The 20,811-nt window shown below is 61.1% G+C and carries 19 protein-coding genes; 13 read left to right on the forward strand and 6 right to left on the reverse strand.

The features are described 5' to 3' along the window. Positions 1-18 precede the first annotated feature (18 nt). Positions 19-1,911, reverse strand: coding sequence for an extracellular solute-binding protein (locus tag CRO18_RS17180; RefSeq protein ID WP_097083028.1), 1,893 nt, complete (start codon positions 1,909-1,911; stop codon positions 19-21). 148 nt (positions 1,912-2,059) lie between these two features. Further along, positions 2,060-2,632 carry a cytochrome c family protein gene (locus tag CRO18_RS17185; RefSeq protein WP_212710174.1) on the reverse strand — a complete coding sequence of 191 codons (573 nt, stop codon included), beginning with the start codon at positions 2,630-2,632 and terminating at the stop codon, positions 2,060-2,062. A 227-nt stretch (positions 2,633-2,859) separates the two neighbouring features. On the opposite strand from CRO18_RS17185, the gene CRO18_RS17190 reads away from it, so the two are divergent. Further along, complete coding sequence (locus tag CRO18_RS17190) at positions 2,860-3,696, forward strand: prephenate dehydratase (protein ID WP_083951998.1); 837 nt, start codon at positions 2,860-2,862, stop codon at positions 3,694-3,696. Positions 3,697-3,755: 59 nt separating this feature from the next. Here the strand turns inward: CRO18_RS17190 and CRO18_RS17195 are convergent, their stop codons facing one another. The 3 genes from CRO18_RS17195 to nudC form a co-directional block, all read right to left on the reverse strand. Beyond that, positions 3,756-5,861 (reverse strand): hypothetical protein, encoded by a 2,106-nt coding sequence (locus tag CRO18_RS17195; protein WP_170952718.1) that lies wholly within the window; start codon positions 5,859-5,861, stop codon positions 3,756-3,758. A 313-nt stretch (positions 5,862-6,174) separates the two neighbouring features. Then, positions 6,175-6,633 (reverse strand): SRPBCC family protein, encoded by a 459-nt coding sequence (locus tag CRO18_RS17200; protein WP_076484065.1) that lies wholly within the window; start codon positions 6,631-6,633, stop codon positions 6,175-6,177. Positions 6,634-6,708: 75 nt separating this feature from the next. After that, a complete protein-coding gene (gene nudC / locus CRO18_RS17205; protein WP_249276097.1) occupies positions 6,709-7,659 on the reverse strand; it encodes an NAD(+) diphosphatase in 951 nt (316 codons plus the stop codon). A gap of 256 nt (positions 7,660-7,915) precedes the next feature. Between nudC and CRO18_RS17210 the strand changes: the two genes are divergently transcribed. The 3 genes from CRO18_RS17210 to CRO18_RS17220 all read left to right on the forward strand — a co-directional run bounded on the left by CRO18_RS17210 (position 7,916) and on the right by CRO18_RS17220 (position 10,581). Beyond that, the gene (locus CRO18_RS17210) at positions 7,916-8,920 is read left to right on the forward strand and encodes an ABC transporter substrate-binding protein (protein ID WP_097083031.1); all 1,005 of its coding nucleotides are present in this window, start codon (positions 7,916-7,918) and stop codon (positions 8,918-8,920) included. 108 nt (positions 8,921-9,028) lie between these two features. Next, positions 9,029-9,817 (forward strand): ABC transporter ATP-binding protein, encoded by a 789-nt coding sequence (locus CRO18_RS17215; protein WP_076484067.1) that lies wholly within the window; start codon positions 9,029-9,031, stop codon positions 9,815-9,817. After that, positions 9,817-10,581, forward strand: a complete 765-nt coding sequence (locus CRO18_RS17220) for an ABC transporter permease (protein WP_076484068.1) — start codon at positions 9,817-9,819, stop codon at positions 10,579-10,581. The genes CRO18_RS17215 and CRO18_RS17220 overlap by 1 nt, the downstream gene beginning before the upstream one ends. Before the next feature lie 51 nt (positions 10,582-10,632). On the opposite strand, the gene CRO18_RS17225 is transcribed toward CRO18_RS17220, so the two are convergent. Then, a complete protein-coding gene (locus tag CRO18_RS17225; protein WP_097083032.1) occupies positions 10,633-11,082 on the reverse strand; it encodes a nucleoside deaminase in 450 nt (149 codons plus the stop codon). A 119-nt stretch (positions 11,083-11,201) separates the two neighbouring features. On the opposite strand from CRO18_RS17225, the gene CRO18_RS17230 reads away from it, so the two are divergent. The 9 genes from CRO18_RS17230 (at position 11,202) to dtd (ending at position 20,797) form a co-directional block, all read left to right on the forward strand. Then, the gene (locus tag CRO18_RS17230; protein WP_097083033.1) at positions 11,202-13,016 is read left to right on the forward strand and encodes a pseudouridine synthase; all 1,815 of its coding nucleotides are present in this window, start codon (positions 11,202-11,204) and stop codon (positions 13,014-13,016) included. A gap of 203 nt (positions 13,017-13,219) precedes the next feature. Beyond that, positions 13,220-14,113 carry a 5-bromo-4-chloroindolyl phosphate hydrolysis family protein gene (locus CRO18_RS17235; RefSeq protein ID WP_097083034.1) on the forward strand — a complete coding sequence of 298 codons (894 nt, stop codon included), beginning with the start codon at positions 13,220-13,222 and terminating at the stop codon, positions 14,111-14,113. Between the two features lie 122 nt (positions 14,114-14,235). After that, the gene (locus tag CRO18_RS17240) at positions 14,236-14,937 is read left to right on the forward strand and encodes a hypothetical protein (RefSeq protein ID WP_097083035.1); all 702 of its coding nucleotides are present in this window, start codon (positions 14,236-14,238) and stop codon (positions 14,935-14,937) included. A gap of 27 nt (positions 14,938-14,964) precedes the next feature. Continuing rightward, on the forward strand, positions 14,965-16,125 hold the full coding sequence (locus CRO18_RS17245; protein WP_097083036.1) for a toxic anion resistance protein: 1,161 nt from the start codon (positions 14,965-14,967) through the stop codon (positions 16,123-16,125). Positions 16,126-16,127: 2 nt separating this feature from the next. Next, the gene (locus tag CRO18_RS17250) at positions 16,128-17,093 is read left to right on the forward strand and encodes a DUF2927 domain-containing protein (protein WP_097083037.1); all 966 of its coding nucleotides are present in this window, start codon (positions 16,128-16,130) and stop codon (positions 17,091-17,093) included. Between the two features lie 9 nt (positions 17,094-17,102). After that, positions 17,103-18,230, forward strand: a complete 1,128-nt coding sequence (locus CRO18_RS17255) for an SPFH domain-containing protein (RefSeq protein ID WP_097083038.1) — start codon at positions 17,103-17,105, stop codon at positions 18,228-18,230. Between the two features lie 15 nt (positions 18,231-18,245). After that, complete coding sequence (locus tag CRO18_RS17260; protein WP_097083039.1) at positions 18,246-19,373, forward strand: primosomal protein N' (replication factor Y) - superfamily II helicase; 1,128 nt, start codon at positions 18,246-18,248, stop codon at positions 19,371-19,373. Positions 19,374-19,427: 54 nt separating this feature from the next. Continuing rightward, the gene (locus tag CRO18_RS17265; RefSeq protein WP_097083040.1) at positions 19,428-20,351 is read left to right on the forward strand and encodes a carbohydrate kinase; all 924 of its coding nucleotides are present in this window, start codon (positions 19,428-19,430) and stop codon (positions 20,349-20,351) included. Continuing rightward, entirely contained in the window at positions 20,348-20,797 is a 450-nt protein-coding gene (gene dtd / locus CRO18_RS17270; protein ID WP_097083041.1) for a D-aminoacyl-tRNA deacylase, read from the forward strand. Before CRO18_RS17265 ends, dtd begins: the two co-directional genes overlap by 4 nt. Positions 20,798-20,811: the final 14 nt, after the last annotated feature.

Here is a 20,811-nt window from a genome sequence, read left to right on the forward strand (position 1 = left end):
ATCCGAAGGGTATTGGGCTTAGATAGCCCCTTCCGCTTTCAGTTTTGCGGCTTTTTCGGCGTTATACCACCAGAAGTCCGTCTCGCCCAGCGTATAGGGCGGCAAGGTCTCGGGGTGCTCATACATGTCATAGTAAGCGACGGTGTATTTGTCTTTGTACCATTGCGGCACCCAGAACCGAAGCGCGCGTAACACACGATCAAGCGCTTGGACGCGCGGCAGCAGTTCCTCTTGCGTCTGCGCCTCTTCCACTTTGCGAATGAGCGCATCCACCGCGGGGTTCGCCAGCCCCGCCGCATTGAACACATCCCCCACCGCGCCCGAGCCGAAGTATTGCTGCAAGCCAGACCCCGGGATCAGGTCCTGCCCGAAATGGGTGGTGATCAGGTCAAAGTCATGGCTGCGGCGGCGCGCTTCATATTGCGCATCATCCACGCGGGCCATTTTCGCATCCACGCCCAGTGCGCGCAGGTTTTCGACAAAGGGGTTGATGACCCGGTCAAAGCTTTGACTGTCATTGAGGAACTCAACGGTCAGAAGCGCGCCTTGCGCATTGCGGCGCATCCCGTCATCGCCCACTTCCCAACCGGCTTCATCCAATAGCGCCGCCGCACGGCGCATGTTGCGCCGATCAAGTTGGCGCGCCCCCGAAACCGGGGCCATCACGGCCTCGTCGTTCAGCACACCTTCGGGAAGGTCCGCCGCGAAGGGTTCAAGAAGCGCCAGTTCCTCTGGCCCCGGCGCGCCGCTGGCAGCGAGGGGCGAGTTTTCCCAAATCGAATTGATCCGCGCATAAAGCCCGTAAAAGAGCGACTCGTTTGACCATTCGAAGTTGAACATCAGCCCAATCGCTTCGCGCACGCGGATATCGGCAAATTTCTCGCGCCGCAGGTTGATCGCAAAAGCTTGGCCACTCGCCACATTGCCATCATGCAACTCATCTTTGACCACATGGCCAGACGTCATCGCCGGGAAGTCATATTGCGTGGCCCAGATGATAGAACTGGTTTCATTTCGGAACGTGTAGCTGCCCGATTTGAACCCCTCAAACGCGGCTTGGTAATCGCCGTAATATTCCACCCGGATCCGGTCGAAGTTGTTGCGCCCCACATTGATCGGCAGGGTTTCGCCCCAATAGTCGGGGTTGCGCTTCCACACGACCGTCCGCCCATCTTTGGCGCTGTCGAACACGTATGGCCCCGAGCCAATCAGCGCCACTTGGCTTGGCTCGTCCAATGCGAGCCCAGCGTTTTCAAACTGCGCCTTGGAAAATACCGGCAAGCCGCCCGCCAGTTGGATGATGTCACGGCGCGGCGCGTCGGCCGTGAAGGTGAATTTGATCCGGCGGTCATCGAGCACCTCGGCGCCCGCAATCTGCTGCGCCACCACCGCGCGGAAGCTCGAAAGCCCCTTGTCGCGCATTTGCTCATAGGAAAAGAGCACATCAGCCACGGTGAGCGGCGTCCCATCGGAGAAGGTAATCCCATCGCGTAGGGTGAAGATCACCCAATCCTTGCTCTCGGGGTATTCAAAGCTCTCGCACAGCAGGCAATACGCCTCCCCCACCGTGTCGGCAGTGCCTGTGAGCATGGTTTCAAGAGGCGCAGAGGCCAGCGCCGCAGCGCGGCCCTTGATCGTGAAGGGGTTGAAATTGTCAAAGGCCCCCGGCGCCCATTCGGAGATTTCGCCGCCCTTTGGGGCCTCGGGGTTGACGTAATCAAGATGCGAAAAACCGGAGTCGTATTTGACATCCCCCAAGGTCGCAATCGCCGCAACAGAAACCGTATCCGCCGCCCGCACCTGCGTTGCAACGCCACCCGCCAGCGCCAAAGCCACAAGCCCCGCGCCCAAAGCGCTCAAAAACCGCCCGCGTTCTTCGATCTGCCGTGCCGCAACCGCTACTCGTGCCATGCCTATCTCCCTCTTTGCGACTACTAAAGGGCGTCCGGGCGGCGGGGGCAAGTTGCAATGGTGTGAGCCGTGCGTTGGAGCGCGCAAAAGCAAAGGGCCGCCCCATTGGAGCAGCCCTTGCAAACCCTGGAATTGGTTTTCTTAGCGCTTATTGCGACACAGAGTAGAGATAAGCGATCACGTCTTGCATCGACTGGGTGTCGTCTTTGAAGCCCGCGAAGGCCATTTTGTTTTTCGGCACTTCGGCTTTCGGCTCGGTCAGGTAAGCGGTCAGGCGGTCAGCGGTCCAGTAACCGGTGTGGCCTTTCATCGCTTTCGAGTATTTGAAGCCTTCCACCGTGCCGGTGGCGCGGCCCACAACACCGTCGAGGTGCGGACCAACAGCGTTTTTGCCGTCAACTTTGTGGCAGGTTTTGCAGTTCTTTTGGAACACCGCTTCGCCCGCGGTGGCATCCCCTACGATCGTCGCCGGATCGATTTCGGTGAAGGGATCGAGTTCAACGACCTCTTCCACTTCTTCGGGCGCAGCAGCCGGGGCGGGCGCGGCCGAGGCGGCCGGCGCGGCTTCGGCGAGCACAACATTGGGATCCATGGCGATCGCACGGCCGTTTTCGTCGATCGGCACCGAGGTTGCGGGACGCGTGTTAAACAGCGTCGCCGAGGTAAAGGAGATCAATCCATAGAACAGAACCACACCGAACAGCGTGGCTCCCAACTTCATCATATGCGTCTTGAGCATGGCTCCCCCGCGATTTTCATTCTATTTGCCGTTGCGCGCATCTACGCCCGTCAGGCACGAGATTTCAAGGATCATATACGCTTCGCGCCAGAATCGGCTGCGTCAAATAGAACCGATTGGCGCCTTTTATGCAGTTAATCGCGCTTTTCCTGCCGCGCAGCTTGCGCCATTAAGAGAGGCGATCGCAACGGGAGAAGCACATGGACAAGATGAACCAAGGTCTCATCGCCTTTCAAGGGGCGCTTGGCTCTTATTCGCATGAAGCGGCAGAACGCGCCCGTCCGGGCTTTGCCCCCCTGCCCTGCGCCACCTTTGAAGAGGTGATCGAGGCCGTGCGGTCGAGCCGTGCCGATCTAGCGATGCTGCCAATTGAAAACTCCACCTACGGGCGGGTGGCCGATATTCACCGTTTGCTGCCGGAATCGGGCCTGCATATTCTCGACGAGCATTTCTTGCGGGTGCGGATTGCGTTGATGAGCCTTGCGGGCACCAAGCTTGAAGAGGTCAAGACCGTCCGCGCGCATTTGGTGCTTTTGCCGCAATCGGCCCGGTTCCTGAAAACCCATGGAATCACGGGGCTTGCAGCGGCCGATAGCGCGGGCGCTGCGGCCGATCTGGCGCAAACCCGCACGCCCGGAGAGGGGGTTCTGGCCTCCGAACTCGCGGCTGGCATCCACGGGTTAGAGGTGCTGGCCCGCGATATTGAAGACCACGGCCACAACACGACCCGCTTTTTGGTGATGGGCCGCGAACCCGATCCACGCGCCCGTGCGGACAAGATGATGACCACCTTCGTCTTTGAAGTGCGCAACATTCCCGCCGCGCTCTACAAGGCGATGGGTGGCTTTGCGACCAACGGCGTTAACATGACCAAGCTGGAAAGCTATATGCTGGATGGCTCCTTCACCGCGACGCAGTTTTACGCCGATATCGAAGGCCACCCCGACGATGCGAATGTGAAACTCGCGCTGGACGAATTGCGCTATTTCACCTCGCATATGCATATTCTGGGCACCTATCCGGCAGACCCCAAACGCTATGACTAAAGGGGGCCGAAGCCCCCTTTTCTTTTCAAAACCCCAATGAATAATTGGCTTTAAGCGGCTTAGAACCGGGTCTCGTAGCCGATGCGTAGCGTCTTCGTCAGCCCTGCCGAATAAGCGGTTTGTGCCACCCCCAGATCAAGATTGACGGTCCCGCCCGCCGCAAGACGGTGGTCATAGCCAATTGATGCCTCAAGCCGCGCCTTGTGATTGACTGCAAGCGCCGGCGCGGTGATCGCCCCGGCGCCGCTCGTGCCACTGATATCATCGGCATCGCGATCCAGATCGACAGACAAGCCGATATCGTAGCGCAGTGTGTCACGCGGGCTCAGCACTTGGCGGCCAGAGACGCCGAGCGTCGCCGCCCAAAGATCAACCGATTGCCCCTCCCACGTGACCGGGAAGCCAATATCATTCGCCTCAGTATAGCCCGCACGTTTCATCCGGCTGCGCTCAAGCCGCAGATACGGCGTCACCTCACCTTGGGCAAGCGGCTTACGCCAGCCAAGTTCAACCGCCGCCGTCGAGGCACTCAACCGGGTCGTCCCATGGCCCGCCTCGGTGTTGGAAAGCGTGGCCGGGCGCATCACCTCGACATCGCCCGCACCATGCGCCAGCGCGAGTTTCCACGTCAGCCCCTGACCATTGGCGGGCTCATGGCGCAGATACAGCGCCCCCGCCACCATTTGCCCGTCATAATCGACGGTCTCAATATCGGACGAGCCGCTCGACAGGCTCAGCGCGCCACCAAGCGTGAAACCGGGCGCGACGGCCGCCGCAACCCCGATATCGCCAAAGCTGAGCGTGCCGGAGCCAGAGGCATCCACCACACCAGCCCCAAGGCGCAGCCCGACCGGCACCGGCGCCACACCTGCCACCCCTTTCGACGAAAGCCGCGGCCCGGCGTTGATCAGCCGAATTTCATTGGTGCCAACCTGCGCAACTTTCATCAATTGCTGCGCCCCAGCGGCGCCCAAATCGCCCGCCGTCGCAGCCATCGACGCGCCGGTATTCTCCAGATCAAGCATCCCCGAGGTGTCGCGGTAGATGAAGGCGCGCGTTCCGCTTAGACCGACAACGGTGGTCCCATCGTCACTGACCGCGCGCGCGTAAGAATAAGACGTGCCATTTAGCACCCCCAGATCGGTCATCACCCCATCAACCCAACGAAAGGCGTGCGTCTGATTTCCGCTCGTGAGCGCGTTCCCCACAACCACAGCCCCGTCCGCGCTCATGTCGGTGGTTTCGGAAGTCAGCCCGCCAAGGGTGCCCAAATCCACCATATTCTCCGCTTGCGTCCACCGAAACGCATGTTGCTGAGATGAGCCAACTGTGTAGCTCCACCCTGCCACCACAGATCCATCGCTGCTCACAACAAGAGCGCGGCTGCCGTCTCCGCCCAAAGTGCCAAGATCGCCCATCACGCCGCCTTCCCAACGGAACGCACGATATTGCGCCGAAGCGATCTGCGCTTCGCCTACGATAACACTGCCATCTAGATTCACGTCAAAAGCCCGGGACTCATTGCCTCCAAATGTGCCAAGCTCGACCATCCCGCTAGAATCCCACCGAAAAGCACGTGTATTATAATTTGGAAGAACGTTATGGAGATTGCCGACCACAACAGCACCGTCGGCACTAACCGCAGTGGCTTCAGAGCCATTACCGTTCATCACGCCAAGATCGGTCATCACCCCATCTTGCCATCGAAAGGCGTGATAAATTGAGGTGGAATTTATCCTGCTTTGCCCGACCACCACACTGCCATCGGCACTTACATCCGTCGCGGTAGAAAACTCTCCGGTCTCTAGTAGGCCTAAATCTGTCACGCCCGTGCCGCGCCAGAGGACCGCGTGAAACCGACCCGAAGAATTATAGCTTGCGCCGATAATTGTGCTGCCGTCCGCGCTGACGCCATTGACCATCGCATGAGATCCCAAGTGATCAAGCGCTGTGACATTCGCGCCATTGGTCCAGCGCACGGCGTATCTGATAGACGGTGTGCCCCCGAAGCTTGTGCCCGCAATCACCGACCCATCGGCGCTTACCGCCAGGGCATCAGTCGTAGAATTATCGAGTGCCTCAAGTTCGGTCATGGTGATCGGGGCCGCCTGCCCGAACGATAGTCCGGGCAGCAGGCTACAGGCCAAGATGGATGCGAGGAGCAAGCCTTTAAGCGGGCGGCGCGGCGGTGCTGACAATCGGCGGGTTGACTGGTGAAATAGGTCTTGCATCATCTTGCTCCTTTCTGCCGCCAAGACCTGTCGACTTGGCGAGAGCGCCGGCAAACCGCCGACAGGACTGCGCAAAAGCAATGAAACTTGCGCGAAAGCGCAGCATTTTAAACTTTTGTTTAGCCTAAACCCGAAGGAACCCCGGTGTTGCCCGGACAAGATGACGCAGCGCCACCAGTTGACACGGCGCACAAAAGCACACGCGCGGCGTGCACGCGTGCCGATTAATGTGAGAGAATTTCAGACCTTAAACGGCCCGGGTCTCCAATTCCCGCAGGAAGGATTTGATCCGCTCGTCATAGCGGCGATCAAGATTGGCCCGCCCAAGCCGCGCCGATTGCAGCAAGAGCCGCGCGCCCAAGGTGCGCGGGCGCACCTCTAGCCCTGTGGTCAGCCGGGTACGGTTCGGCGCAAGGGTGGTGAAGCCAAGCGAAAGCGTCAATTCAAAGCTCGACGAAGTGCCCGCGTAATCGACCAACGCGGCTGGCTCAAACCGGGTCACATCGACAATCATCTGCCGCGCGCGCCCACGCAGCATGAAGCCCACATCCCAAGACATGCCCGCGCCTTTGGCTTGCAGCGTATCCAAGCGGCGCATGGAAACGCCCTTGCGCCGTGCGGCACGCTCGATTGCCGCCAGATCCGTCAGTTGCTCAAAAAGCTGATCGGCGCTCAAGGCCACATCGACGCGGTTCGAAAATTTCATGGCTGTCTCCAAATGCGCGCGCACGCTCGCGCGGCATGCTCTGCCCCCGTGCTTGGCCCAAGCGAGGGGCTGGTGTCAATTGTCCGCCGTCACATCTGGAAAAAGCCAATCTGACAGCATCCACCGCGCCACGGTGCCGAGGCGCGCGGCGCGGATCTCTGCGTCTTCGCCTGCATAGATGCGCGCAAGTCGATCGCGCGGCACCCAAAGCGCGGCCTCGATTTCAGCCGGATCAAGGGTGATCGCTTCGCTTGTCGCCTCGCCCGCGCAGCCGAGCATCAGCGAACCGGGGAACGGCCAAGGTTGCGCTGCCAAAAACCGCACGGTGCCAACCTGCACCCCGGTTTCCTCCAACACCTCTCGCCGCACCGCCATTTCCGGGGTTTCGCCGGGCTCCATGAACCCCGCCGGACAAGAATACATCCCTTCGGGCCATCCAGGCGAGCGGGCGAGCAATACGCTATCGCCGCGCGTGATGCGCATGATCACCACCGGGTCGGTACGCGGGAAATGGCTCGCCCCGCAACTCGGGCAAAGCCGCTGCCAACCGCCCTGCGCCAATACACTTGGGCCGCCGCAGGTTGAACAAAACTGATGCGATTGATGCCAAGCGATCAGCGCGCGCGCCGTGGCGGCAATTTCGCCCGCGCGCGGGTCGAGCCGTGGCAACACCCCGCGCAAGTCGGCCCAGTCGGCACCTTCGGGCGCAGCGGTGCCCTCAGGCAAATTGAGAACGAAAACCGGCGCACCCTCGGCCAGTCCCAAAAATATCGGCGCGCCCGCGCCCTGAACCAAGCGATCTTCCGGGCCGAGCGCCTGAAGCCCCGCACCAACCACCTTGTCGGGCGCAGCACCTTCGGGAGCCAGCAACGCCGCACCTTGGCAAAAAGCCACAAACCGCGCCCTAGGCTGCGCCGCCATCTCCGCAAGGGCCACCGTATCGTTGCGCAGATGCGCCGCGCGCTCTAGCCCGGCCTCGTCGCTTGCTCCGACAAAAGCCATCGCCTCTTTTTGCTGCGCCGCCATATCGTTCTGCCCTCACGTCAATCTGACGTCTTGTGGCACTTCGCATTCGCATTGGCCAGAGCCCCTCCCGGCGCAGATTCGTCGGCGAATTCCGCATAACTTTTACCGAATGGCCCAAAAATCAGGCAGCCGCCGCGTTTTTGCCCGCAGGCCGCACATTCTCTCCTCTTTTGCTGCTTCTTGAGGCAGCGCCCTCTTCCGACTTCCGCAGCCACGGGCAAGCATTGCCCGAACAAAAACCAATAGGGGATACATTATGTTCCACCGCCTTGGCCTGTGCGCGGCGCTGCTGCTGACCGCCTCGCCGCTTGCCGCCGAAACCGCCATGCCCTTCGCACTCGACTGGAAATTCGAGGGCCCGGCCGCGCCTTATGTGCTGGCCGCCGACAAAGGGTATTACGCGGCCGAAGGGCTGGACGTGACCGTGACCGAAGGCGCGGGCTCGCTTGACGCGATTCCGAAAGTGGCCACAGGCGCCTATCCGGTGGGCTTCACCGACATCAACAGCTTGATGAAGTTTTTGGACCAAAACCCCGGCGCGCCGGTCAAAGCGATCATGATGATCTATGACAAGCCGCCTTTTGCCGTGGTGGGCCGTAAATCTTTGGGCGTGGAAGCCCCCGCTGATTTGGAAGGCAAAGTGCTTGGCGCACCGCCGCCGGATGGCGCTTGGGCGCAATTCCCGATCTTTGCCGCCGAAAACGGCCTCGATATGAGCAAAATCACCGTGGAACCCGTTGGCTTCCCGGTGCGCGAACCGATGCTGGCCGAAGGTAAGGTCGCTGCGATCACCGGCTTTTCTTTCACCTCGACACTGAATGCAGAGCGTCTGGGCGTGCCCGCGGATGATGTGAGCCTGATCCTGATGGCCGATTATGGCGTGGCGCTTTACGGCAATGCGATCATCGTCAACACCGATTTCGCCGCGGACCACCCGGCCGAAGTGACTGGCTTCCTCCGCGCCACTGCGATGGGCTGGAAAGATGCCATCGCAGACCCGGCGGCGGCCGTGGAGGCACTGGTGGGCAAAAACCCCGCTGCCGATGCGAGCCTTGAGGAACGTCGTCTTGGCTTGGCGATCTCGGGCAACGTGCTGACCGATTACGTTAAAGAGCACGGTCTGGGCGGCGTGGATGCCGAGCGCTTTGCCAAAGCGATCGACCAGCTTTCGACCACCTATGAGTTCACCACCAAACCGTCGATGGGCGATATCTTTGACGCCTCCTTCTTGCCGACGGATGGCAGCCTGAACCTGCAATAAGACCACGGGATGTGGTCATAGGGGCGGCACGGCCTTGTTCCTTCCGCTGTGTCGCCCCGACGAATTCCGGGCCGCGCGTCAAGCGCGCCCGTTGCCTTTGGGGCTTACATGACAAAATTCATAGACATCAAAGGCGTGAAGCACGCCTATCGCACCAAGAACGGCCCGCTTCCGGTGCTGGACGGGCTGGATATCGAGGTGCCAGAAGGCACGTTTTGCGCCGTTGTTGGCCCCTCGGGCTGCGGGAAATCCACCCTCACCCGGCTCGTTTCGGGGCTGATGAAGCCCGATAGCGGCGCGGTGGTGCTGGCCGGTGAAGAAGTGGCAAGCCCGCGCAAAACGGTGGGCATGGCGTTTCAAAACCCGGTCATGCTGGAATGGCGCACGATCTTGCAAAACGTAATGCTGCCCCTGGAAATCGTCGCCCCCAGCATGGCGAAAGCGGAGGCTGAGGGCCGCGCGGCGCATTTGCTGGACATGGTGGGGCTGAAAGGGTTTGAGAACAAGAAACCCTCTGAGCTTTCGGGCGGGATGCGCCAACGTGCCAGCCTGTGCCGCGCTTTGGTGCATAAACCGCAAGTTCTCATCATGGATGAACCCTTTGGCGCGCTGGATAACTTCACGCGTGAAGACTTGTGGCAAACGATGCGCGATCTGCGCGCGGCAGAGCCTTTCACCTGCGTGCTGATCACCCATGACCTGCGCGAAAGCGTGTTCTTGGGCGACCAAGTGGTGGTGCTTTCGGGACGGCCTGCGCGCACGCAATATGTGCTCGACGTTGATCTGCCCGCCGACCGCACGATTGATATTTTGTACGAACCCAAAGCCGTGGAGATGCTGCACCTGTTGCGCGACCAAATCCGCATGGCACAGGGCCGCGACGGAGACATGCACTGATGGAAACCGCGCAAAAAATCCTTGTGCCGCTCTTGGCGATCTTGATCTTTTTGGGTCTGTGGGAGGCGCTGGTCTGGATCAACAATTGGCCAGATTACAAAATGGCCTCCCCCTCCGACCTGCCGCCTGCCTTCATGAAATATAAGGCGCTCTTTATCTCGGGTGGATGGGAAACGCTTTGGCGCACCGTCGCGGGGCTGGTGCTTGCCGTGATCTTTGGCACCGGGCTTGGCATGGTCATGGGCTTTTCGCGTATTGCCCGCGCCGGGCTTTACCCGCTGCTTGTGGGCTTTAACGCGATCCCGAAGGCGACACTCGTTCCGGTGATCGCGCTGGTGTTCATTGGGCAATATGACTTCAACACCGTCTTGATGGCGTTCTTGATTTCGTTCTTCCCGATTGCGGTCTCTGTCGGCATCGGCCTCTCGACGCTCGAACCCGAATATCGCGATATTCTGGCAGCCCTCGGGGCTTCCAAATTCACGATCTTTCGTAAGATCGCGCTGCCCAAAACCTTGCCAGAATTTTTTGGCGCGCTGAAGGTTTCGGTCACGCTCGCTTTCATCGGCACCAATCTGGTGGAAATTGTCAGCCCGCATGGGCGCGGCCTCGGGGCGCTGTTCCTCTCTGGCCAAACAAACTCTGACTATCCGCTGATGTTTGCGGTGCTGATCGCGCTCGCCGCACTTGGGATCGTGCTTTATTACGCCGTGGTCGCGCTGGAGCGGATCTTTGCAGGCTGGGCAGAGCGCAATCCGGGCTGATCCCCACGCCAAAGAACAAACACACTAAGGCCCGGGCGCTTCGCTCGGGCCTTAACGTTTCGCGGCGAAGAAATCTTTGAGCAGCTTTTCGGCGGGCTCAGCGGCGATGCCGTCATAGACCTCTGGCACATGATGGCATTGGGAATGCGCAAAAATCCGCGGGCCTTGCGCGACGCCGCCCGATTTTGGATCCGCCGCGCCATAATAAACCCGCGCGATCCGGGCGTTTGAAATCGCCGCCGCGCACATCGGGCAGGGTTCCAGCGTCACATAAAGATCATGCCCCGGCAGCCGCTCAGAGCCCGCTGCCACGCAAGCCGCGCGCATGGCAAGAATTTCGGCATGGGCGGTGGGGTCACAAAGTTCGCGCGTGCGGTTACCTGCGCGCGCGACCACCACGCCCGATGGCGCAACCACCACCGCGCCCACCGGCACCTCGCCCCGCTCTGCCGCCGCGCGCGCCTCGGCCAGCGCCTCATCCATATAGCTGCGAAAATTCATCCCCCTTCATCGCGCGCAAACCATTCCCCATCAAGCCGCTTTCCAAGTCACCGCGAAAGGTGTAGGGAGGCACCTTCGCCCGCGATGGTCGCGCGCCCCCTCCCCTTGAAGGATCAGATATGGCTGATGCCCCCAATCTCCCCGAATCCGCTGAACGTATTGCCAAAGTGATCGCCCGCTCTGGTGTGGCCTCGCGCCGCGATGCTGAGAAAATGATTCTCTCAGGCCGCGTTACCGTGAATGGCAAGCGGATCGAAAGCCCCGCGCTTGACGTACTGCCCAATGACAAAGTGGCGATTGACGGCAAGCCGATTGATGCGCCGCAAGAAACCCGGCTGTGGCTTTATTACAAACCCCTTGGCCTTGTGACGACCGAAAAGGACGAACAAGGCCGCCGCACGATTTTTGATGAAATGCCCGAGGGTATGCCGCGCGTGTTGAATGTGGGCCGGCTCGACCTCAACTCTGAAGGGCTGCTGCTGCTCACCAATGATGGCGGGCTGAAGCGCCGGTTGGAACTGCCCGAAACCGGCTGGCTGCGCAAATACCGCGTGCGGGTGAATGGCCGCCCGCTGTCTGACACGTTCAACCCGCTGCGCGAAGGGCTGACGATTGAGGGCGAAGATTTCCAACCGATGGAAGTTTCGCTCGACCGTCAGCAAGGCGCGAATGCGTGGTTAACCGTGGGCATTCGCGAAGGCAAAAACCGCGAAATTCGTCGCGCCATGGCCGAGGTGGGGATGACGGTGAACCGGCTGATCCGGGTCAGCTACGGCCCGTTCCGCCTCAATGACATGCAGCCCGGCGATGTGATGGAAGTGAAGCGCAAATTGCTGCGCGATCAGTTGGGCGACCGACTACTGTTTGGCATTGAAGATGGCAAACCCTCCCGCGCTGAGCGTGAAGAGGCGCGCGGCGCCCGTCGTGGCCCGAAACCGGGCGGCAGAGGCGAGTTCAAACCGCGTGACGCGCGTGGCGAAGATGGCGAGGCCCCGAAAAAAGGCTTTGGCCGCCAGCGCGATTTCTCGGAAGGCGCGGAGCCGCAGGCGCGCAAGCCGCGCGCGTTTGGCTCGAAATCGCATCACGATGATGATCGCAAACCCTTCGCGCGCCGCGAGGACGGGGACCGCAAGCCCTTCGCCCGTCGGGACGATGGGGACCGCAAACCCTTTGGCCGCCGCGAAGATGGCGAGGGCAAACGCCCGTTCAAACCGCGCTTTGACGGCGAGAAAAAACCTTTCGGCAAGCGTGACGATGGGGATCGTAAACCGTTCGGCAAACGCGATGACGGTGACCGCAAACCGTTCGGTCGGCGTGAGGATGGCGAGCGCAAACCGTTCAACCGTCGCGAAGACGGGGATCGCAAACCCTATGCGCGCCGCGAAGATGGTGACCGGAAGCCCTATGCCAAACGCGAAGACGGTGACCGGAAGCCTTACCAGCGCCGCGAAGACGGCGAAGGCAATCGCTCCTTCAAGCCGCGTTTTGATGGCGAGAAAAAACCCTATGGCAAGCGCGACGATGGGGATCGCAAGCCCTTCAACCGGCGTGAAGATGGCGACCGGAAACCCTATGCCCGCCGCGAAGACGGGGACCGCAAACCTTACGCCAAGCGCGAGGATGGAGATCGCAAACCCTACGCGAAACGCGAAGACGGCGACCGCAAGCCCTACCCGCGCCGTGACGACGGGGATCGTAAGCCTTATGCCCGCCGGGAAGATGGCGACCGTAAGCCCTTTGGTAGCCGTTCGGGCGGGGACAAGCCGGGCTTCAAATCGGCCGGTTTCAAAAGCCACGGTGGCAAACCCGGCGGCAAGCCGCGGTCCGAAGGGTTCAAAAGCCACGGCGACGGGGCCCGCAAAGGCGGAGACTTCAAACCGAGCGGGTTCAAAGGCGGGCCGAAAGGCGGCAAACCCGGCCCGAAACGGGGCTAAGAGCAGCATTTAAAGCACAAGGGCGGGGCAATACCCCGCCCTTTGTTTGTCGCGGCCCCTTTTCCTGCGCGGCGGCTGCGCTTACCTTTGAGGAAAGCGCCCGAAAACCGGAGGCCCCATGTCGCGCAAGACGCTTCAGAGCATTGCTTTTTACCTGCTGCTTGCGCTGACCTTCTCGGTCGCGCTGAAAGGCACGGTCTAAAATGGCGCAGCGTTTTGGCGGCAAATACTCGCCCAAAGGCTATGCGGGGGTGGCCCCCGACCGGTTGCCGGAAACCGCGCCCAGCCATCCGATGACCCGCCGCCTCGTTTGGGTGGGCGTCGCGGCGGTGCCGTTTTTATTCAATGCCTTTGGCGGGGGGCCGGTGGCGCTTGCTCGTGGGCTTGGCGGTTTTGCACTGGTGGCAGGCGCGGTGGTGCTGATCCGCGAAGGGCTCAAGGCCGAGGCCGCTTGGGCCGCGCGCAAAGTGGCCCGCCGCCCCGCCCTGCCCCGCAAGGCGCTTGGCGCGGTGATCTTGGGCCTTGGCCTCGCCACCGGCGCGCAAGCCCCGGAAATTGGGATCATCGGGGCCGCCGTGATTGGCATGATTGGCGCAGCGCTGAGCCTTTTTGCCTTTGGCCTCGACCCGATGCGCGACAAGGGTATGGAAGGGATCGACCCGTTTCAGCAAGATCGCGTCGCCAAAGTGGTGGCCGCTGGCGAAGAACAGCTCGCGGCGCTTAATGACGCGATCGCCCGCGCAGGCGATGCCCGGTTGACCGCTCGCGTGGCCGATTTTGCGCAGACGGCACGGAAGCTCTTCCGGGCCGTTGAGGAAGACCCCGGCGATCTCAATGCCGCGCGGCGCTATATGACGGTGTATCTGTCTGGCGCGCGCGCCGCCGCGGAGAAATTTGCCGATCTTTGGGCAAGCCGCCAAGATGCCAAAGCCCGCGCAGACTTTGAGGCGCTTTTGGATGATCTGGAGGCCAATTACACGGCCCGCACCGCACAGCTTTTGGAAGATGGGCGCGAAGGTCTTGAAATTGAAATAGAAGTTCTACGCGAGCGGTTGGCACGCGAGGGCCTTACCCCAGCATCGGACCATACTGCCTAAGCGCGATTTCCGTTTCCAAGCCGGAAACCGAGCGTTTTTCATCCCTCAAGGATTCACCCTGTCCAAGCCATAATCTGGCCCCGCTTGGCCGTAAGTTTACGAAAAATCGTAGCAGGTGAACCATGTTGAAGACCCTTCCGCCCCCCGCCGTTTCCGTTGCTCTTGCACTGGCGCTTTCCGCCTTTGTGGCATTGGATGCCGAAGCCTCCGCCAGCACCGAGGCGGACACGCTGGCCAATCTTCCCAGCGCAATTTTTGGTTTTTTGCGCAGTGCGGCAGTGTTTTTTGTGGCCCCTGTGGCACTGGCGATGCTGTTTTGGCACCGCAACCTGATCAGCCATGCGCATGCGCTCATTCTGCGCGTGTCGATCCGCGCCTCGGCATTACGCCCAGCCCCAGTCGATGAGCCCACGCCCCTCGCCCCGGCGAAACACCTCGCCCAAGGTGGTCACATCGACCATGAGGTGAAATTGCGCATGACCGAAGTCCATCGGCAGTTGCGCGCGCGTGCGCCCGAATTGTTGCCCGTCTTTGCTGATTGTCGCGCCGCACAGGCCCGCCTTTTGTCTCAAGCCCGGCAGCATGAAGAGGGCCTGCCAGAGGCCGAGCGGATGCTGATCGGCGGGTTGGTGCAGATCGAGACGGCAACGCGCAAACTTTCGCTTGTTCTTGACGACGCGACGAAGGAACATACGTTTGGCAACTTCGTGGATACGCTCGAAAAAGTGACGGGCGACACATTAGATTGCCTGATTGCGCTACGCGCCCATGCCAAGGGGGCGCCGCAGGGGATGCAGATCGGGGGCGAGGCGCATCACGCCTGACAGGCCGCCCCCAAATGGGGGTGAAGCATGACCGAAACGATCCGCGTGCAGGCTGCGCAGGCCGGGGCTGAAATTGAAGCCGTTGCCGCGCTGACATTGCCGGAACCAACAGCGGATCTTGTGCCGCTTGAGGCCGCGCCCGCGCCTGTGGCCGCAGATATTCGCAACCGGATGGCGGAAATTGACCTCAGCGATACTGGCTCGATCATTCAATTTGGCGCGCGGGCGCAGACGGATTTACAAGCGATCAGCCAAGAAATGCTGGCGGATGTGAAAGCGAAAGACCTTGGCGCAGCGGGCGATAGCCTGAGCGCAATGGTCAGCGCTTTGCGCGGCTTTTCCGAAGGCGAATTGGACGTGCGCCGGGAGCGTTCGCTTTGGGAAAAAATCACCGGGCGCGCCGCCCCCTTTGCCCGGTTCCTCGCCCGTTACGAAGCGGTGCAGGGCCAGATCGACACGATCACCGATACGCTCTTGAGCCATGAACAACGGCTGCTGATCGACATCAAAGCGCTTGATCGGCTTTATGACAAGACATTGAAATTCTACGATGAACTCGCGCTTTACATCGCAGCGGGCGAGGCGAAGCTGACCGAAGTTGACGCTGAAATGATCCCGGCCAAAGAGGCGGCCGTTGCCGCCGCGCCGGAAGCCGAGCAAGTGCTGCGTGCGCAGGAACTGCGCGATCTGCGCGCTGCACGCGACGACCTTGAACGCCGGGTGCATGATTTGAAGCTCACGCGTCAAGTCACCATGCAATCCCTGCCCTCGATCCGGCTTGTGCAAGAAAACGACAAGAGCCTGATCACCAAGATCAATTCCACATTGGTCAACACCGTGCCGCTGTGGGAAACGCAACTGGCACAGGCGGTGACCATTCAACGCTCGGCTGAGGCCGCCTCGGCGGTGAAGGAAGCCTCTGATCTGACGAACGAGCTTTTGACCGCAAATGCCAAAACCTTGCGCTCGGCCAACCAGATGGTGCGCAATGAAATGGAACGCGGCGTGTTCGATATTGGGGCCGTAAAAGCCGCGAATGAAGAGTTGATCGCGACGATCGAGGACAGTCTGCGGATCGCCGATGAAGGCAAGCGCAAGCGGGCCGAGGCGGAAACCGAACTTGTGCGGCTCGAAGGCGCTTTGCGCGACACGCTCGCCTCGGCGCGCGCAAAGCCGGTGCAGGGCTGATCATGCAACAGCGCGCGCGGGGGCGCATTTCTGCTTTGGGCCGGGGCGTAAGCACTGCGGCGCTTTGCTTGGCGCTTGCGGGCTGTATCGAGGCGCCTTTCGGGCAGGGGGGAATGCGGCAATCGCCCCGCCCCGCCCCCGCGCCCGATGTTGTGACCCCGCAAAGCCCCGAAAGCTTGGCCGTGGCCGCTTATTACCAGCAGATTGAAGACACGCTGAAGGGCCGCGGGCTGTTGCGCACCGATGTCGCCCCGCGCGATGCGCCGATCACCACGCATCAGCTGATCGATGATTTCATCCATATCGCACTTTATGACGAATATTCCTCTTTCGGCGGCACCTATATTGCCCGCCCAACGCCCTCGCGGCTACGGCGCTGGCAGGTGCCGGTGCGGATGTCGGTGGAATTTGGCGCCTCGGTGCCGCTGGAACAGCGCAGCCAAGACCATGCGGTGATTTCCGCCTATGCCGGGCAATTGGCAAGCGCCAGCCGCCACCCGGTGCAAGTGGTTCCCGCAGGCGGCAACTTTACCGTCTTTGTCGTCAATGAAGATGAGCGTCGCGACCTTGGCCCACGGCTACAGCAGTTGGTGCCGGGCATCGACCCGGGGTCGGTCGATGCGATCACCAATCTTGCCCCCTCCACCTTCTGCGTGGTTTTTGCCTTCTCGGAAGGGGCGGCCCCGGCCTATTCGCGCGCTGTTGCCGTGATCCGGGCAGAGCATCCGCCCACGCTGCGCCGCTCTTGCGTGCATGAGGAACTGGCCCAAGGCCTTGGCCTTGCCAATGATTACCCCCATGCCCGCCCCTCGATCTTCAATGATGACGAAGAATTCGCACTGCTCACCCGCCATGATGAGCTGTTGTTGCGCATGCTTTACGACCCGCGTCTGCGCCCCGGCATGGCCGAGGCCGAGGCGCGCCCGATCGTGACCACCATCGCCAGAGAATTGATGGGCGGCAGCTAAGAGGACCAGATGGGCATTTTCGACTTTCTCACCGGCGAATTCATCGACGTCATTCACTGGACCGATGACACCCGCGACACCATGGTCTGGCGGTTTGAGCGCGAGGGCCATGCAATCAAATACGGCGCCAAGCTCACCGTGCGCGAGGGGCAAGCCGCCGTTTTCGTGCATGAAGGGCAATTGGCGGATGTCTTTGGCCCCGGCCTTTATATGTTGGAAACCAACAACATGCCGGTGCTGACCACTCTCCAGCATTGGGATCATGGTTTCAACTCGCCCTTCAAATCCGAAATTTACTTCATCAACACGACCCGGTTCACCGACCAGAAATGGGGCACGAAAAACCCGATCATCTGCCGGGATCCGGAATTTGGCCCGGTGCGGCTGCGCGCCTTTGGCACCTATGTGATGCGGGTCACGGACCCGGCTAAGTTCCTCACTGAAATCGTGGGCACCGATGGCGAATTCACGTCGGATGAGATTTCCTTCCAGATCCGCAATGTGATCGTGCAAGAGTTTTCACGCGTGCTGGCCAGCGCCGGGGTGCCGGTGCTCGACATGGCCGCCAACACCGCCGATTTGGGGCGGCTCGTGACCAAGGCGATTGACCCGCTGGTGGCGGCCTATGGGCTGTCGATTTCCGAATTTTACATCGAAAACATCAGCCTACCCGAGGCGGTGGAAGCGGTTCTGGATCAACGCACCTCGATGGGGGTGGTGGGCGATCTCAACCGTTATATGCAGTTCAACGCCGCCCAAGCGCTGGCCCAGCCGGGCTCGGCCATGGGGGCGACGATGGGCGCCACGATGGGTGCGGGCATGGCCGCCGGAATTGGTGCAATGGCCGCGGGCCCTTGGGGGGCACCTGCCGCCGCGCAGCCTGTGACGGCGCCTGCGATGGCCCCGCCACCACCCCCCCCGCCGCCGGTGGAAAAGGTCTGGCATCTGGCCGTGAATGGGCAAACGCAAGGGCCTTATGGCCGGGGCCATCTGGGCCGCATGGTGAGCGAAGGCAGCTTTAGCCGCGACACGCTTGTTTGGACCGCGGGGCAAGACGGCTGGCAAAAAGCGGGCATGGTGCCCGAACTGGCGCAGCTCTTCACCATTGCGCCCCCGCCGCCTCCGCCCGCAGTCTAAGCAAGGCACCGTCTTATGCCTGTCCCCATCACCTCGCGCAGCACAAGCGAGCATCATTACCCCTGTGAAAGCTGCGGGGCCGATTTACGCTTCGCCCCCGGACAATACCAACTAGTCTGCGATTATTGCGGCCATCAACAAACGATTCCGCAGGCGCTTGGGCGGGGCGCATCTGGCCTGCGCGAGATCGACTTGGCCACTGGCCTTGCGGCACGTCTGCCCGAAGCAGAGATGGAAAGCCATCGCACGGCGAAATGTCCAAATTGTGCAGCGGAGATCGCCTTTCAGGGGGCAAATCATGCCTCTGAATGTCCGTTTTGTGCAACTCCGGTGGTCGTCGATACCGGGCTGACGCGGCTTATCAAGCCCCAAGGTTTGGTGCCCTTCACCCTAACCGAGGCAGAGGCGCGCAAAGCTGTGGGGCAGTGGCTCGGCAGCTTATGGTTTGCGCCGAACGGGCTCGTGCAATACGCGCGGCGCGGGCGCAAAATGACCGGGATCTACGCCCCCTTCTGGACCTTTGATGCCGATACGCACAGCAGCTATAGCGGCGAGCGGGGCGACGCCTATTACGTCAGCCGCCAAGTGCAGGTGCGGGTCAATGGCAAGATGCAAACCCGCACCAAGCAAGAACGCCGCATTCGCTGGAGCCCGGCTTCGGGGCGCGTGGCCCGGGTGTTTGATGATGTGCTGATCTACGCCTCCCGCTCGCTGCCGCCCGCCTATTTGCATGCGCTGCAACCATGGGATTTAAGCGTGCTCACCGCCTATCGCCCCGATTATCTCGCGGGGTTTGAGGCCGAAGGCTATACGGTGGAACTCGCCCAAGGCCACGCCGAGGGACGCGCCGAGATGGCAAAAGTGATCGCCTCGGATGTGCGTCGCGATATTGGCGGCGATGAGCAGCGCATCCACAGCATTGATACCGCCTTCTCGGAAGAGACCTTCAAACACATCCTGCTGCCCATCTGGACCGCCGCCTATAAATATCGCAACAAGTCCTATCGCTTTGTTGTGAATGCACAAACCGGCGAAGTGCGGGGGGACAGACCGTGGTCGGCATGGAAGATCGCCTTTGCCGTTTTGGCTGCGGCCGTGGTGATTGGCTTGGGCATCTGGATCGGAAATCTTCAACAATACTGAATTATTGCACCCCTCCCCGCTTGGCGCTATGGATCGAAAAAATGGGAGGGCAAAATGATCCTGAGTTGTGGCGAAGCGCTGATCGACATGTTGCCGCGAGTAAGCACCGAGGGTGAGCCTGCTTTTGCCCCCCATGCGGGCGGCGCGGTTTTCAATACGGCGATTGCACTTGGTCGGCTTGGCGCGCCTGCGGGGTTTCTGTCCGGCATCTCTACAGACATGTTTGGCGAGGTGCTGATTGAGACCTTGGCCGCCTCGGGCGTCAATGCCGATCTGGCAATCCGCTCTGACCGGCCAACGACGCTTGCCTTTGTTAAGCTGGTCGAAGGCCATGCAAGCTATGCGTTTTACGATGAAAACACCGCTGGGCGGATGCTGGTACCTGATGATCTGCCGGACATTCCGCGCAATGTGCAAGCGCTGTTCTTCGGCGGGATTTCCTTGCCGGTCGACCCTTGCGGCGGTGCTTATGAAGCGCTGTTGATCCGTGAAGCCGCGCTGCGTGTTACGATGATAGACCCGAATATTCGCCCCGGTTTCATCCGCGACGAGACGGCCTATCGCGCGCGCCTCGGACGGATGATGGCGCTCTGCGATATTGTCAAAGTCTCCGACGAAGACCTGCGTTGGCTGGAAGGCCCCGGCGAGATTGAGCCGCTCGCTCGGCAGCTTTTGGTCCGCGGGCCAAAGGTGGTGCTCGTCACCGAAGGCGCAAAAGGCGCGCATGCGTTTACCGCCGATCTTTCCCTTTTCGAACCAGCACGCAAAGTGACGGTGGTGGATACTGTTGGTGCGGGCGACACGTTCAATGCTGGCGTTTTGGCCGCGCTGGACCTGGCCGGTGCGCTTGACAAAACCGCCCTTGCGGCCGCAGATGCGCCCATCTTGCAAGCCTGTTTGCAGCTTGGTGTGGCAAGTGCCGCGATCACCGTAAGCCGCGCAGGCGCCAACCCGCCTTGGGCAAAGGAATTGGAATGAGAGCGCTTATCCAACGCGTCAGCCAAGCAAAAGTGGAAATCGACGAGCGCCTTACGGGCAAAATTGGCCACGGCATGCTTATCCTTGTCTGTGCCATGCAAGGCGATACAGAGGCAGAAGCCGAGAAACTGGCCGCCCGCATTTCCAAGCTGCGCATCTTCAAAGACGAGGCGGGTAAAATGAACCGCGCGATCGGCGATATTGGCGGGGCTTGCTTGGTGGTCAGCCAATTCACCTTGGCCGCAGATACCTCGCGCGGGAACCGCCCCGGCTTCTCCACCGCCGCCGCCCCCGAAGACGGCAACCGGCTTTACGAGCACTTTTCGAACGCGCTGCGCGGGCTGGGCCTTGCCGTTGAAAACGGAGAATTCGGCGCCGATATGGCGGTAAGCTTGGTCAATGACGGCCCAGTCACGATCTGGATGGACACGCAAGACCGCGCTTAAATCGCGACGATTTG

The sequence above is a fragment of the Rhodobacter sp. JA431 genome (assembly GCF_900217725.1).
GTDB lineage: Bacteria > Pseudomonadota > Alphaproteobacteria > Rhodobacterales > Rhodobacteraceae > Rhodobacter > Rhodobacter aestuarii.

Bases quoted from the DNA above. Each gene is read 5' to 3' on its own strand.
- CRO18_RS17180 (WP_097083028.1), bottom strand. From the start codon at position 1,911: ATGGCACGAGTAGCGGTTGCGGCACGGCAGATCGAAGAACGCGGGCGG.
- CRO18_RS17185 (WP_212710174.1), bottom strand. From the start codon at position 2,632: ATGAAGTTGGGAGCCACGCTGTTCGGTGTGGTTCTGTTCTATGGATTG.
- CRO18_RS17190 (WP_083951998.1), top strand. From the start codon at position 2,860: ATGAACCAAGGTCTCATCGCCTTTCAAGGGGCGCTTGGCTCTTATTCG.
- CRO18_RS17200 (WP_076484065.1), bottom strand. From the start codon at position 6,633: ATGAAATTTTCGAACCGCGTCGATGTGGCCTTGAGCGCCGATCAGCTT.
- nudC (WP_249276097.1), bottom strand. From the start codon at position 7,659: ATGGCGGCGCAGCAAAAAGAGGCGATGGCTTTTGTCGGAGCAAGCGAC.
- CRO18_RS17210 (WP_097083031.1), top strand. From the start codon at position 7,916: ATGTTCCACCGCCTTGGCCTGTGCGCGGCGCTGCTGCTGACCGCCTCG.
- CRO18_RS17215 (WP_076484067.1), top strand. From the start codon at position 9,029: ATGACAAAATTCATAGACATCAAAGGCGTGAAGCACGCCTATCGCACC.
- CRO18_RS17220 (WP_076484068.1), top strand. From the start codon at position 9,817: ATGGAAACCGCGCAAAAAATCCTTGTGCCGCTCTTGGCGATCTTGATC.
- CRO18_RS17225 (WP_097083032.1), bottom strand. From the start codon at position 11,082: ATGAATTTTCGCAGCTATATGGATGAGGCGCTGGCCGAGGCGCGCGCG.
- CRO18_RS17230 (WP_097083033.1), top strand. From the start codon at position 11,202: ATGGCTGATGCCCCCAATCTCCCCGAATCCGCTGAACGTATTGCCAAA.
- CRO18_RS17235 (WP_097083034.1), top strand. From the start codon at position 13,220: ATGGCGCAGCGTTTTGGCGGCAAATACTCGCCCAAAGGCTATGCGGGG.
- CRO18_RS17240 (WP_097083035.1), top strand. From the start codon at position 14,236: ATGTTGAAGACCCTTCCGCCCCCCGCCGTTTCCGTTGCTCTTGCACTG.
- CRO18_RS17245 (WP_097083036.1), top strand. From the start codon at position 14,965: ATGACCGAAACGATCCGCGTGCAGGCTGCGCAGGCCGGGGCTGAAATT.
- CRO18_RS17250 (WP_097083037.1), top strand. From the start codon at position 16,128: ATGCAACAGCGCGCGCGGGGGCGCATTTCTGCTTTGGGCCGGGGCGTA.
- CRO18_RS17255 (WP_097083038.1), top strand. From the start codon at position 17,103: ATGGGCATTTTCGACTTTCTCACCGGCGAATTCATCGACGTCATTCAC.
- CRO18_RS17260 (WP_097083039.1), top strand. From the start codon at position 18,246: ATGCCTGTCCCCATCACCTCGCGCAGCACAAGCGAGCATCATTACCCC.
- CRO18_RS17265 (WP_097083040.1), top strand. From the start codon at position 19,428: ATGATCCTGAGTTGTGGCGAAGCGCTGATCGACATGTTGCCGCGAGTA.
- dtd (WP_097083041.1), top strand. From the start codon at position 20,348: ATGAGAGCGCTTATCCAACGCGTCAGCCAAGCAAAAGTGGAAATCGAC.